The sequence below is a fragment of the Martinezella sp. CNPSo 3732 genome (assembly GCF_057784515.1).
The window spans coordinates 783,366-797,006 of the sequence record NZ_JBXSOO010000001.1 but is presented as its reverse complement, the minus strand read 5'-3'; the positions used below and the strand labels follow the sequence as shown (position 1 = coordinate 797,006).

Annotated in this window: 13 protein-coding genes; 5 read left to right on the top strand and 8 right to left on the bottom strand. The window is 57.5% G+C overall.

Translation table 11 applies throughout. The annotated features are described in order from the left end of the window. Nucleotides 1-31 precede the first annotated feature (31 nt). The 5 genes from AC13RM_RS03650 to AC13RM_RS03630 all read right to left on the bottom strand — a co-directional run bounded on the left by AC13RM_RS03650 (nucleotide 32) and on the right by AC13RM_RS03630 (nucleotide 5,586). Complete coding sequence (locus AC13RM_RS03650) at nucleotides 32-559, bottom strand: GGDEF domain-containing protein (protein WP_374817941.1); 528 nt, start codon at nucleotides 557-559, stop codon at nucleotides 32-34. Between the two features lie 886 nt (nucleotides 560-1,445). Then, the gene (locus AC13RM_RS03645; protein WP_285171169.1) at nucleotides 1,446-1,724 is read right to left on the bottom strand and encodes a transposase; all 279 of its coding nucleotides are present in this window, start codon (nucleotides 1,722-1,724) and stop codon (nucleotides 1,446-1,448) included. A 7-nt stretch (nucleotides 1,725-1,731) separates the two neighbouring features. Continuing rightward, nucleotides 1,732-3,177, bottom strand: coding sequence for an HlyD family type I secretion periplasmic adaptor subunit (locus AC13RM_RS03640; protein ID WP_374817939.1), 1,446 nt, complete (start codon nucleotides 3,175-3,177; stop codon nucleotides 1,732-1,734). A gap of 14 nt (nucleotides 3,178-3,191) precedes the next feature. After that, nucleotides 3,192-4,907 (bottom strand): type I secretion system permease/ATPase, encoded by a 1,716-nt coding sequence (locus AC13RM_RS03635; protein ID WP_374817937.1) that lies wholly within the window; start codon nucleotides 4,905-4,907, stop codon nucleotides 3,192-3,194. 103 nt (nucleotides 4,908-5,010) lie between these two features. Further along, nucleotides 5,011-5,586: a PE-PGRS family protein gene (locus AC13RM_RS03630; RefSeq protein ID WP_488554571.1), complete on the bottom strand. Its 576-nt coding sequence runs from the start codon at nucleotides 5,584-5,586 to the stop codon at nucleotides 5,011-5,013. Between the two features lie 183 nt (nucleotides 5,587-5,769). On the opposite strand from AC13RM_RS03630, the gene AC13RM_RS03625 reads away from it, so the two are divergent. From AC13RM_RS03625 to AC13RM_RS03615, 3 genes are all read left to right on the top strand, one after another. Next, nucleotides 5,770-5,892 (top strand): hypothetical protein, encoded by a 123-nt coding sequence (locus AC13RM_RS03625; protein WP_488554570.1) that lies wholly within the window; start codon nucleotides 5,770-5,772, stop codon nucleotides 5,890-5,892. Between the two features lie 305 nt (nucleotides 5,893-6,197). Next, nucleotides 6,198-7,286: a hypothetical protein gene (locus AC13RM_RS03620; protein WP_113232415.1), complete on the top strand. Its 1,089-nt coding sequence runs from the start codon at nucleotides 6,198-6,200 to the stop codon at nucleotides 7,284-7,286. Between the two features lie 597 nt (nucleotides 7,287-7,883). After that, nucleotides 7,884-8,645 (top strand): LuxR family transcriptional regulator, encoded by a 762-nt coding sequence (locus AC13RM_RS03615; protein WP_374817975.1) that lies wholly within the window; start codon nucleotides 7,884-7,886, stop codon nucleotides 8,643-8,645. A gap of 232 nt (nucleotides 8,646-8,877) precedes the next feature. Here AC13RM_RS03615 and AC13RM_RS03610 read toward each other — a convergent pair whose 3' ends face one another. Beyond that, nucleotides 8,878-9,114: a hypothetical protein gene (locus AC13RM_RS03610; RefSeq protein ID WP_113232413.1), complete on the bottom strand. Its 237-nt coding sequence runs from the start codon at nucleotides 9,112-9,114 to the stop codon at nucleotides 8,878-8,880. Nucleotides 9,115-9,489: 375 nt separating this feature from the next. Here AC13RM_RS03610 and AC13RM_RS03605 point away from each other — a divergent pair, with 375 nt between their 5' ends. Further along, entirely contained in the window at nucleotides 9,490-10,179 is a 690-nt protein-coding gene (locus AC13RM_RS03605) for a carbonic anhydrase (protein ID WP_113232609.1), read from the top strand. A gap of 4 nt (nucleotides 10,180-10,183) precedes the next feature. Further along, a complete protein-coding gene (locus tag AC13RM_RS03600) occupies nucleotides 10,184-11,710 on the top strand; it encodes a SulP family inorganic anion transporter (RefSeq protein ID WP_488554569.1) in 1,527 nt (508 codons plus the stop codon). A gap of 291 nt (nucleotides 11,711-12,001) precedes the next feature. Here AC13RM_RS03600 and AC13RM_RS03595 read toward each other — a convergent pair whose 3' ends face one another. Next, nucleotides 12,002-12,844 (bottom strand): ABC transporter ATP-binding protein, encoded by an 843-nt coding sequence (locus AC13RM_RS03595; protein WP_113232411.1) that lies wholly within the window; start codon nucleotides 12,842-12,844, stop codon nucleotides 12,002-12,004. Then, a complete protein-coding gene (locus tag AC13RM_RS03590; protein ID WP_488554568.1) occupies nucleotides 12,841-13,635 on the bottom strand; it encodes an ABC transporter permease in 795 nt (264 codons plus the stop codon). The genes AC13RM_RS03595 and AC13RM_RS03590 overlap by 4 nt, the downstream gene beginning before the upstream one ends. Nucleotides 13,636-13,641: the final 6 nt, after the last annotated feature.

Below are 13,641 nucleotides of genomic sequence, written 5' to 3'. Positions count from 1 at the left end.
TGATCTCAACCGCGGCGGTGGGTCGCCGGGCTCATGCGGCCGGCAGCACCCTTATCGGGATGTCGTCGTTCTCGTCGTCGCGTTCGAGGGCCATTTGGTTAGCGAGCTGGCGGAGTTGGTTGAAGTCGGCCGGGCCGTCGAAGGAGATGCCGCCGAGGCGGATGACGACGGAAAGCGGCGCGCCGTCGGCGCTGAAGGTGGCCTCGGAGAGGCGTGTGCGGATGCGGGTGCTGATGTCGCGGGCATCCTCGATGGTGGCGCCAGACAGGAAGATGCCGAGTTCGTTGGTCGCAAGCCGGGCCACCAGATCGTCGCGACGAACCGAGGACTGGATGATAGAGGCAAGCGATTGTATCACAGTGTCGGCCCATTGCGGTCCGTAGCGGCGGCCGATATCGTCAAGCGTATCGACGATGACGGCGATGACGATGCCGCCGGCATCGGTGGTGGTATGCTTGCGCCGGTCGATAAAGTGCTCGACGGCCGCGGCGAATGCGGTGCCGTTCAGCGTGTTCGTAACGCTGTCGTGGCGCGCCACATGGGCGACGTTTTCTTGCATCTCGCGGACGACGCCTTTGTGGAGCTGCAAGGCAAAAAGCAGCGGAAAGGCAATAAATGCGGAAAAAAGCGCTGCACCGACAAATCCGACCAAAAATGGTCGATCCGGCATCCATAAGTTTAATATAAGGAAAAGACCAACAGAACCGCCGATGGCGCACAGGGTACCGAGTGTGGCCCTCTGCAGGGCTTTGAAAATGGTGGCGGAGGGATGTCGCTGAATCATATCGAAGTTACATCCGTTCTTGACGCTATGTTAGCTGAACATGGGCTTGAAAAAAACCGATTTAAGAAAATCTGTAAAATTTGTTGCTTTGCACCGTTGTTCTCACGAATTCGCCGGCTTTCCTTGCTCTGGCCTCAGCCAGACTTTGGCTCCCTGTCATTTGCGCACAGCTCGTTTAGAGCGCTCTTTCTCTGCTCCCCAAAAGGAAAGTCGAGCGTTTGGGACTTCCTTGCAAACCGCGATTTGCATATGAGCTCGAAGCTCACTTCGAAAGCGCGAGGCGTTGCGGGTTCCCCATACACCAGCAAAGCACTCTCCGGACGCATCGTTCGTGAAGACCACAGCTCCACCAAAAGCTGAAGACAGGCCGCCTTCACCAACGACACCTCCGGCCCCATAAACCGCGACAACGCGATCCAGCGGCGCAACGCTGACGACCGTATCGCCCGACGGAGCGAAACCTGCGCTTCTAAAAAGATAAACCGGGCAAGGCAAAGTTGTCATCGATCGAGCATATCTCGATCAGCAAGGGCGGCAAGCTCCTGATCGAACTTTGTCGACAGGACCTAGATTCTAAATGCATCGGCGATGCCCCCGCCTTCGCCGCTTCAGAGTGCCCTAAATATAGGGCCCGAAGGTGATCGCACCCCGTGATCAGAGGTTAGTTTCGACCATTCGATGTCTTAGCCAGCATCTCGCTCAGCGTTGCGGCGGACAGCATGGCTTCGGCCAAAAGCTTCTTGAGCTTCTGGTTCTCTTCCTCCAGTGCTCTCATTCTTTTGGCAGCGAGACCAGCGCTTCCAAACTGTAGGGATTGCCACCGGTAGAAGGTCGGCTCGCTGATGCCGTGCTTGTGGCAAACATCAGCAACCGTCACCCCCGCTTGGTGCTCTTTCAGAATGCCGGTAATCTGGTCGTCGTCGAATTTTCTCTTGCCCATCACCGCTTCAGTCCTCACGAAATGCTCTGTGGAAACTGTCGAGAAGTGGTCTGATGGCATAGAACGCCACGCTGCTTTCGCCCGTTTCGATCAGTGCCTGTGCGGGCATGCCCGGGACCAGTTCGACATCGCTCATTTTCGCCAACCGTTCGTCCGTCACTCGGATCGTCGCGGCAAAGTATGGCTGGCCGCTTTGTGCGTCGGTGAGACGGTCCGCCGATACATACTCGACCCGGCCCTTCAGCAATGGAACGCGCCGCTGATTGTATGGAAGGAGGTGAACCTGCGCCTCAAGTCCCGCATGAACGAGATTGATATCTTCCGGTCTGACGTGGGCGGACACGATGAGGCGATCGCTGCGCGGCACAAGATCGACGAGCGGCTCGCCCGCGCCGATCACGCCGCCGGCCGTATGGATGCGCAGGTTCATGATTGTTCCGTCTTCCGGAGCGCGGATATCGGTCCGTGAAAGCTGGTCGTCGATCGCCCACAAGCGCTCGCGCAATTGCATGATCTGACTTTCCGTGTCGCGCATGCCTTGCGCGATTTCGCTCAGCCGGTCGCTTTCAAGCTTTGCAAGATCGGCCTGTGCCTCGCTGATCACTTGGTAGGCGCGGGAAATTTGCGCCTCCACCTGACCTTGCTGGCCAGCGAGGTCTGCTTTTTCCCGCTGGAGGTTGAGAACAGTATTCTTTCGTTCCAATCCCTTGGCGCTGAGGGCCGTAACCTGATCCAGTTCCTGCTGCGAGATTGCCACTCTGTCGGTCAATGCGGCCCTCTGGGCGCCAAGTCCGATGATTTCCTGGCGCACCTGTGCGATCTTTTCATTGGTGATGCCAGCTTCCGCCTGCATGACCTGGCGACGCGCTTCGAAAATTTTTCGCTGCCCGGTCAGAATCGCGCCGACCGAGGGATCTTTGTCCATTGCCGCCCGGAGATCCTGCGGAAAGGCGATATGGTCGGTGCCCGTCTGCTCGGTAAGCAGGCGGGCACGGCTTCCTTCGGCGTCCCAAAGCTGCCCTTGAATACTGTCGCGCTCCGAGCGGGACTTCGTGTCGTCGAGTTCTATCAAGACTTGTCCGGCCGTGACCGCGTCGCCGTTTTTGACGAGTATGCGCCGCACGATGCCGCCTTCCAGGTGCTGAATGGTCTTGCGGCTGGACTCCGGTTCGATGACGCCCGATGCGACCGCTGCGCTTTTCAGCGGCGCCAGAACCGACCAGATTCCCAATCCGACTATGAAGACGCCGACCAACAGGTTCCCTGTCCAGATAACGCCTCTAAGCCCTGGTATCGGCGAAGGAGGGGCGGGGCCGCGCTTTTTCGACCCGATCACCGGCGAGTAGGCTGCCAGTTGCTTGGGCGTCGCAATCGATCGTTCAGCGAACCGTTGGCTCGCTCTTGACGAATTTGAAAATCTCGCCAACGTTTCGTCCAGTCGAACAAGGGTCATGACCATCTCCCTCCCTACGTTCCTGTTCGAGATGGCGGTTGAAGATGGGTTTCGTAAATCTGCTCGCTATCGCCGAAGGCGGCCATCGTCCCGTTACGCATAATGGCAATCTTGTTGGTGACCGGCAGGATACCCATCCGGTGAGTTATGATGACGACGGTCATCCCCCTGGATTTCATGCGCTCAATCGCTTTGTACAGCATGCGTTCGCCGTCGTAATCAAGGCTCGAGTTCGGATCGTCGAGAACGATGAGGGACGGATTTCCATAGGCCGCCCGTGCCAGTCCTAGCTGTTGGCGCTGAGCTCGAAGAAGCAGGTTTCCACCTTCGCCGATATCGGTCTCGTAGCCCTTTGGCAGCCGGATGATCGCCTCGTGCAATCCAACCAGCTTTGCGGCGTCGATCGCTTTGGCGAGATCTCCTCCGTCCAGCCTGCCTATCACATCCTTGATTGCTCCGCCAAAAAGCTCGATGTCCTGCGGCAGGTATCCGACGTGGTGGGTCCCTCCGCAAAGGCGCAGAGCCGAGATATCGACCCCACCAAGAAGGGCGCACCCGCTCGTTGCCTGAACAACGCCCGCTATGACGCGGCCCAGCGTCGATTTTCCCGATCCAGACGGGCCGATGAGCGCTATGCAATCGCCGGGTGCCAGGCGCAATGTGATACCAGTCAATATCTGCCGGTTGGCGAATGGCTGAATATAGCCGACGTTATCGAGAATGAGGCCACTGGGTTCCGGTTGCGGAACCGTTCGGGCATCGTGTTCCGATGCCATGGTGATCAGCATTCTGTTCAGGCGATTGAAGGCATTCCGCGCAAACGTTAGGGAGCGCCATGCACCGATTGCACCCTCGATCGGTGCGAGGCCGCGTCCGAGCAGTAAGCTCGCAACGAAAATGATGCCGGGACTGCTGTTACTCGCAAGCACCAGCCATGTCGCCGATCCCATCATCAGGATCTGCGCGAGGGTGCGGATCGATTTGGAGAAACCAAGAATTATCTCCGTACGGTGCATCGCGATGTCCTGCGCTCTTCTTGCCAATTCCGCATCGCGATAGACGAGCAGCGCTGCACCATACTGCATGCCCATTGCCCGGATCACCTCGATGTTCTTGAGAGCGTTCGCAAATCGCAGATAGCTCCTCGAAAGGGCAAGATTGGCGCGGGCAAGCGGCTCTTGCGTCGCCAGTTCCGTCAGGAATGCAAATAGCAGAAGCGCCAGTGCGCTCAGAAGACCGATCGCCCCAAGCAGCGGATGAACAAGAAAGAGCAGGAGCAGGAAGACCGGCGCCCAGGGAACGTCAAAGAAAAGGGAGCTCGCCGGTGAATCGAGGAATTGTCGTAAGGTGGCCAAGTCCCTGTAGCACTCCGTGGCGGCTCCGGCATCGACGCGAGCGGCATATTCGAATGATGCGGTGAGCACCATGGGCCGCAACCTGTGATCCAGCCAGCTGCCGATGCGCGAAAGAGCAGCCCTGCGCACGATATCCAGAATGGAGCCGACCACGACGGCGATGGCGATGATGATCGTCAGCATCAGGAGCGTGTCGACGCTTCGGCTGGACAGAACCCTGTCATAGATCTGCAGGAGATAGATGGAAGGCGCTAGAAGAAAGAGATTGTAGCCGCAGCTGTAAAGGAAAACCAACCCGAAGGCTCCGGCACAAGCCCGGAGCGCAACAACGAGCTGTGTCTGTGGGCGCGATGGCTTTACAGAAAGTGTTGCCATTATCCGATCTCGCTCCACTTGATACTGACAAGACGAGGCTGCCGGCGGGTTCCGCAACCTATGGGGGTCGCCAGCCGAAACCGACGACCCTCAGGGCCTGAGGTCATGAGCCAAGATGGCTGAGATCGATATGACCGAAGTCGTTCGTGAAATGATCGAGAGCATTGTTCACGGTCGTCGTTGATGGGTCCGTGTGAACCAATGCTGCCGAGATGTCGCCGCCGCGAGCTGTGTTACCGTTGCCGCCATTGCCGCCGACGCCGGCGAGGATGGTGGCATGCTGATCGGCCAGAAGCTGCGTATATTGCGTCGCCGTCGTATCGGCGCTTAACGCCGCCGTGTCGCCGCCGCTCACGCTTCCTTGGCTGCCGTTGGAGTGAGAATCTCCCCCGGCGCCGCCGGCGCCGCTATTCGTGACCGCCGCCAGGAAGCCGTTTTGGGCCTGGGTAAAGCCACCAGGTCCGCCGCTGCCGGCGGTCCAATCCGCTGTCTGCCCGACATGATCACCGTTGTGCAGATCGGTGGATGCTCCTTCGACCGATTGCACATTGGCGACATACGCAACCGGATTGTAGTCGATGTTGCCATGGCTGATGCCATCGCCGCCGTTGCCGGCGCTCCCGTCGCCGGCAACCGGGTCACTGAAATGAATCGTGTCAGATATTTGTGGAATAGGCATTGATGTCCCTCCTTCAACTTCGTTTCGTCCGAGTTCCTTACTACGGCGTGGGTATCCAGCATCTCATCGCCAGCCAATACAACCGCAGGTTAATATTATCCGCGATTTAATTCGTGAGCTATCTAGATATTCGGCGATGTTCTTTCGGACGTATCGTTGGAGATGGAGCGGCGTTGTTTCGGCTTGATGCTTCCTGATTTGGCGCCGGATGGCATGGCCAACGACTATGTCCGCGATCTCGTCGAGGCGGTGCTGCTTTCGTCGCAACGGTCGCTCAGGCGTACCGGCCAAATTCCGGGATTCTGATCATGCTGCGCATGGCAGAGGAGATTCTGTTCAAGGCTGAAGGCGGGTGTATTCCCTGGCCGGAAAAGCGGGCGCACATAATGCCGGACCTCCAATCCAAAGGCGGATTTGGTGCCTTCAAACTCGTACAAGGGGGTTCTGCATCCATGACAGCCAAATGGCTATAGTAACTAGCCGACGGGATGTAGACGAATTGCAGGCTCTGCTTTTCTCATGTTCAGATGCACAATACCTCAAAAATTCAAGCTGCATGCGCTGCCGCACACTCGTTGGGGTGTGCGTTTGACCGCGAAATGGAGATGGTAATGACGGAAATTCGGCCCTTATCGGAAGACTTGCCCAAAACAGGCACCGATCAGAACCTCACCTCCAATTCGGCTGTGGGGCATCTGGCGCTAGTGCCGACCTGGCTTCCATTGGATGTCACGTCGGGTCCGAACTATAATTCAGCCGGCAGTGGCGGTGACGGGATAAGCGACGGCGTGATCGACAGCAACGCACTGGCGATCTTCGTGCCCTCCAATGCGGCTATTGCAGGACCTCATTCGAGCGCAGACGCTTTTCAAGGTAACGATGCGCTGATCAATCAGCATCCCACCGAAATGGCTGGGATTGGCGGGAATGGCGGGAGCGGCAATGTTGCCATCGGCGGCGGCGGTGGCGTCAATCATGCCGGCACCGGCGGCAACGGTCTATTTTTCGGCGGGCTCGTAAGCTCCGATGTTGCGGTGTTTGCCCCCGTGAACACGGCTGTGGCGGTTGGCCCTGGCGCTGAGGCTCACGCCGATCAATCGAACAACGCTATGTTCCTGCAGGGGGCGACCCAGATGGGTGGCATCGGCGGCTCTGGCGGAGATCATAATGTCGCGATCCACGATTCGACGATGAGCCCGGGAACCGCAGTTACATTTACTGGTAACAATTATGCGGGGCATGGCGGCAGCGGAGTTTTCGTCGGCAGCATGGTCGACGTGAATGTAGCCATCTTTTCCCCGATCAACATCGCGGTGGGTGCCGCAGGCGGTTCGGCGGAGGCACATCAGACAAACAACGCAATTTTCGATCAGGGCAGCATGCAGATTGCGGGTGTCGGCGGCAACGGCGGCGGCTTCAACATGTCGTCGGATACGATCTTTACCGGCAGCCACGCGGCGGGCGGCGGCGGGATCGGATCGTCAACCGGCAGCATGGTAGACGTCAATCTCGCCTATTTCCATCCTATCAATATTGCCGTTCCCGCCGGCGGGACGGCAGACGCTCAACAGATCGATCACGTGCTCTACGATCAGCATGCGCTTCAGTTGGCCGGCATCGGTGGCCATGGCGGAGGCGGTAACCTCACGGACGCCCATTCGGCTCTCGTAGACGACATTCTCGGCTTCATCCATACCTAGCGGATAGTCTCCTCACTCACATTACCGCGACGGCGCGAAACCGTTCCTCCGGCCATTTCAAGCGGTATGGTAGATCACTTCCTCCGCCGGCTTTCGTCTCCTGGCCCAACATCACGCGGAACGATCGCTTCACGTGGAAAATCGAACATTCGACCACGACCTTCTACGCATTGCCGTCGATACGACCGGCAGATGCCATTACGTTTGCCCGGTATCTGCCTGTGCAGTGCTGTAACTGCCTTAAGTTGAGATATGGTATCAAACGCAGGTTGATCAGCATCTGATTACATCCAACTACTCTTTATTGAATGGATATGCCGAAGATTGATTGTCTTTTCAGTGCTTTTGAAAGCTATGTTGAGTTGCTTGCCACACACGAATTCCGCGAAAAGATGTGTCATCTGCAGCGAATAGTCGATTCCGCATGTCTTCACAATCAAGCTTTTTCAACGTGCTCCGCATGCATGGGTTGTCTATCGCTCTGAGCTCATTGGCTATAAGAACTATCATGAAAGATAAGACTATTGATATCGAGAGTACCCCTTTTTTGTGTCATGACATGAAATGAGAACAGGAATAATACGTATTGCCGTTGGGCTGCCAATATTCCGGGGGAGCACGCAGATGTCCAACAGTGCTAAAACCAAGCGTCAAATGCGGCGCAATTTACCAACTATTGTCGTAATTCAGCATTCCACACTGGCGCGGACAACTGTGGTCAAGCTTCTTGAGCGTGAACTCGCCGGGTGGAGTTTTATCGACATGATCTCGACCGAGAGTCTCGATAGAGCTCTCGGAGCCGAGGTGCGTTTGATAGCGCTAGATCTAGCCGGCAGAGATGTTGAGAGCACAAGCCTGCGCGACGATCTCACGGTAATTGCCGCACAATTTCCCGATGTTCCTATCACGTTGCTCTTGGGAACGGATGATGTCGACATAGTTCGTCAGGCACTCCAGATGGGTATCCGTGGCTTTTTCTCGACTTCACTTCCCATTGACATCGCCCTTGCCGGTCTTCGTCTTGTTCTGGCTGGAGGAACATTCTGCCCACAGCTGTTGGGAGCTGTTACAAACGGCTCAAACGAGCATATTCCGTTCAGAATTGAGGCCGAAAAAAGCCTGGATGATAGGGCTCAGTATTTGCAGATTGCCGATTTCACCCCCCGGGAGGCGGACGTCCTCGCAGAGTTGCAATGCGGCTGCTCAAACAAGGTAATTGCAGGAAAACTCAATTTGTCGGGGCATACGGTGAAGATGCATCTGCAGCACATAATGCGTAAGTTGCAGGCGCAGAACCGCACGGAGGTGGTTGCCCGCCTGGTTCGAAGAGCCTCCGGCGGGCAGGACGCGTCGCCATGACCGTGAAAGGCGCGCGGTGCGCTGGCTCGCAAGCTGGCGGTGGCGTTGCACGCATGCTTAGGGACGGAACTAACTTCATTCCTCGCAGGGCAGCGCCAGCCGTGGCCGGTGGGGAGGAGGGTGGAAAAGAAAGCAACAAGCTTTCGGGCGGCGTACCATCAGTCCCCCGGACCCACGCGTGATCAGGTTTATTCTCAAGGACGAATATCCGACTGAAGCTCCTCTAGTGCTTTCAACGATCCAACAAAAATCGGTCGAGTTTGCCGTTCGAACTCCCGGAAAACAACTCTTTGAACAAGGCGGAAGCAACCCGCGGAGCCAATCCCGCCCTTTCATCGATTAACACCACCGAGAGTCTTTTGATTTCAAGGGTGATTGTGCGCGCCTCGTCACTGCGACGATACTTCCATGAATCCAGTAGATAGAATCCGTTCTGTACTGCCCATGCCGCAATAATCTGCGCCGTCATGACGTATCCTTGTGCGGAAATGGCGCGGCCGCTGCGCGCGTTCAAATCATTCCGCTAACGGATTAATATCTCCTGGGAATGAAAGAGATCCAGCGCGAAAATGACCGAGCGTCAGATTGTCTGAAGACTGTTGCAGGTTAGACTCATGTCGCCCATCAAATCGGTCGAAATATTCATAGGCAGGCGGTGTCGATTAAATCCATTTCACAATCCAATCACAAGATTTTTATAAATTAGATCCGACTAATTCCGACTTCGCTATTTTCTTCCTGTTTCCTGTTCCTATCTCGCACTTGCGAAATGATCGCGCATTCCAACCCGCCGGGCATGGGTACGCCCCCTGCCTGCCGTCCGGCCCATCACAAGGACTCGACAATGGGTGATTTGCTTAAAGGGATCTCCAGCTTTCGCGGAGCCGTCTTTCCCGACCATCGGGCACTTTATCGCCGGCTGGCGGAGGAGGGACAGCAACCACAAGCGCTTATGATTTCCTGCGCCGACAGCCGGGTGATGCCCGAAACGATCACGCAATCCGGCCCTGGCGAACTTTTTGTTTGCCGCAATGCCGGAAATATCGTTCCCCCGTTTTCGACGGCAAATGGTGGCGTATCATCGGCGATAGAATATGCGGTCGTCGCGCTCGGCGTTCGCGATATCATCGTCTGCGGGCACTCCGATTGCGGCGCAATGAAAGGGCTCTGCCATCCCGATCTCCTGAAGCCGATGCCGAATGTCGCCGCGTGGCTGAAACATAGCCATGCGGCCCATTCGATTGTTTGCGAAGCCTATCCTGCCGATCTGCCGGAGCGCCAAAGGGTTCGCGCCATTGCCATGGAAAACGTCGTTGTCCAGCTTGACCATCTGCGCACGCATCCTTCGGTCGCGGCCAAATTGGCGACCAACGACATTACCCTGCATGGCTGGTTTTTCGATATCGAGACGGGCGAGGTGCTGGTCTATGACGGTTCGGCCGCTCGCTTCACGGATATCATGGAGGACAGGCCTTTGCCCGTCGCCGTCACCGGCCGTGGTCGTCCGCATGTGATGCCGCAAGCTGCGGAGTAGGCCGATGATATCAAGCTCTGTTCTGTCGCGAGACTTCGCATCGTCGCTCGTCGTGTTTCTCGTCGCCATACCGCTCTGCCTCGGCATCGCCGTGGCTTCAGGCGTTCCGGTGGCCATGGGCCTCATCTCAGGCGTTGTCGGCGGCATCGTCGTCGGCCTTCTAGCCGGATCTCCGCTTCAGGTATCAGGACCGGCGGCTGGTCTCGCCGTGATCGTCTTCGGCTTTGTCGAGCAATATGGCGCTGCCATGCTCGGGCCGGTTCTCATCGTGGCGGGATTGCTGCAGGTCCTTGCCGGATTCCTGAAGATCGGATCGTGGTTTCGCGCCATTTCGCCTGCGGTGGTCCACGGCATGCTCGCCGGGATCGGCATCCTCATCATTCTTGGCCAGGTCCATGTGCTGATGGGGGCAAGACCTGCTGCCGGCGGTATCGAAAACGTCACTGCCATGGAGCAGACCCTTGGCCGCGTGTGGGGCGCGGGACTGACCCAGGAAGCGGTTGCTCTCCTCGTAGGCTTGATTTCCTTGCTGGCCATGGTCGCCTGGGAGAAGTTCAGGCCGAAGCCATTGATGCTGGTACCCGGTGCTCTGGTGGGGGTCGCGGCCGGCACGATATTGACGGCCGGGATGCAGCTGCCGATCGCCAGGGTGGAGGTGCCGTCCTCTCTCATCGACAGTATTTCGCTGCCGACGCTCGATGGTTTTGCCAGGATGGTCGAGCCCGGTATCATCGTGACGACGCTGGTTATCGCGGTGATCGCCAGTGCGGAAACGCTGCTGTCGTCCGCCGCCGTCGATCGCATGCATGATGGCGTGCGAACCCGCTTCAACAAGGAGCTGTTTGCGCAAGGCATCGGCAACGGGCTCTGCGGTCTGCTGGGTGCGCTGCCGATCACCGGCGTCATCGTCAGATCGTCCGCCAATATTCAGGCAGGTGCGAGAACCCGGGCTTCGGCCGTGCTGCACGGCGTTTGGATTCTTGGCCTAGTGGCATTTCTGCCGGAGCTGCTCGCGATGGTGCCGCTGACGGCACTTGCAGCGGTGCTGCTGGTGACGGGATGGCGGTTGATCAGTCTCCATCATGTTCGTCACCTCTTCGATCATCACGGCTGGGTTCCCGTCGGGATCTGGACCGCGACGGTGGCAATGGTGGTGCTTCAGGACCTGCTCGTCGGCGTGGCGCTCGGCCTTGCGCTATCCATATTGGAAATTCTCCCCTATCTGCGTCGCAAGCTCGCTATCGACAGATTGGAGGATGATGAAACCATCCACCTCGACCTCGTCGGTGTGGCGACATGCAAGGATGTTCCAGCCCTGCTAAACACGCTGGAAACGCTTCCCGAGGGTCGCAAGATCAGGATTGTCGGCGCCCGCCTGCATTATCTTGACCATACGAGCGCCGAAACCCTGCGTGAATGGCTGAAACGACAGAAGAAATCGGGACGCCTTGTTGAAATTGAGCTCCCGCCGCTCGGACGCCATCGCAGATTGAAGCCGATCTTTGAAAGGCTGTCAGAGGAAGTTGCCTGATCGGCGGTAAGACGTCAGGGATCTTACGACAATGCTCTTGCCCCGCTTGATGGGGCAAGGCGAACAGCAAAAAGCAAAGCGCGAAATATTAGTTGATTTTCATTGCTGCGGTTATTTCCAAGGGCGATCAGTTCGTGAGACGTGGCAGCACCTTGCACGAACCGGCGACAAGCCAACCTGGCATCCTCATGCCTCATTGGTTCGCTTTCCTTCCAAAGCTATACCGGATCGATTAACCGCGAACTGTCTAAAATTCTTGGAGCCAATCGCGATGAATCATGTGGTGCCTCCTTAGACCGCTCTCCCCAAGCCGAGCGGCGTTAGCCGCGGAAGCGTGTCGGCGCTTTTGTCTTCATGCAACAGTTCGAGGCAATGACGTTTCAGCCGCGAAAATTCGAGCGATGCAATGATATCTGTCGAACGCGGCCGCGGGGAGGGGACGATGAGCTCTTCATGAATGCGGCCAGGTTGTGCCTTCATGACGATGATCCGGTCAGCGAGCAGCAGAGCTTCGTCGATATCATGTGTCACGAACAGTATGGTCTTGCGGAATTGCTCCCATATGGTGAGCAGCAATTCCTGCATCTTCAGCCTCGTCAGGGCATCGAGCGCTCCGAAGGGCTCGTCCATGAGCAGCAGTCGCGGTTGATTGATCAGGACGCGGGCAATTTCCACCCGTTGCTGCATGCCGCCCGAAAGCTGTGTCGGATACCGATCGGCAAAACCGTTCAAGCCGACGAGGTCGAGCATCCTTTGCGCCTCGCGATGCCGCTCTTGTCTTCCGACGCCGCGCATCTTGAGCCCAAACGCAACATTGTCGCGCGCGCTCTTCCAGGGAAACAGGGTGTGGTGCTGGAAAACGATCCCCCGTTCGGGATGCGGGCCCCTGACCGAGCTTCCGTCGACATGTAATCGACCGCCGGCGATCTCGATATGGCCGGCGAGTGCGCCGAGAAGTGTCGATTTTCCGCAGCCGGATGGGCCGAGAAGGCAGACGAATTCGCCGGGAGCGACGGAGAAACTGACGTCGGAAACGGCTTCAAAGGCGGCTTTGCCTTTGCCCAGACGGATGGAAACCCGTTCCGCCAGAATTCTCCCCGTCTCGGATCGCGGCAGACGTTGGTGGGTGTTCATCTGGCCTTTTCCTTCTTCTGCCACGGGATCAATGCATTGCCGGCGGCTCGCAGCAAGGTACTGCTGCCCATGCCAAGCACGCCGATCACAATCATTCCGACGATAATCTCCGGATAATTTTGCAAGGAATATGCTTCCCAGGTGTAATAGCCGATGCCGAATTGCCCGGAGATCATTTCGGCCGTCACCAGACAGAACCATGAGGTGCCCATGCCGATGGCGAGGCCCGTGACGATGCTTGGCGCGGCGCCGGGAAGGACGACTTCGAAAAGCATCGCGCGGCGGGTACTGCCGAGACTGCGCGCGGCTGCGATCAGACGCGGATCAACACCCTCGACGCCGTGAACAGTATTGAGCAGGATGGGAAACAAGGCACCGGTGAATGTAATGAAGATCATCGACAGCTCGGACGACGGGAACATCAGCACTGCTAGGGGTATCCAGGCAACCGCCGGGATCGGCCGCAGCAATTCGAGAGGTGCGAGCAGGAAATCTGAAGCGTTACGCGACCAGCCAATGATCAAGCCGAAGGCAATGCCGACGACGCTGGCAATTGCATATCCGGCAAATACTCTTTCGAGGCTGCTGGAAACATGCGAGAGGAGCTTTGGCGATCGGACAAAGGCCAGGCCGGCCATAAGCACCTCCACGGGCGAAGGCACGTTCCGGAAGGTGACGAGGCCGAGGTCGAGCCGCAGAGTGGACGCCACCTGCCATAGGACAAGGCAGATAGCGATCGATCCTGTACGGCGCAGCCAAGATACATAATCGGGGCGCATCCACGTCGTCATTCCCGG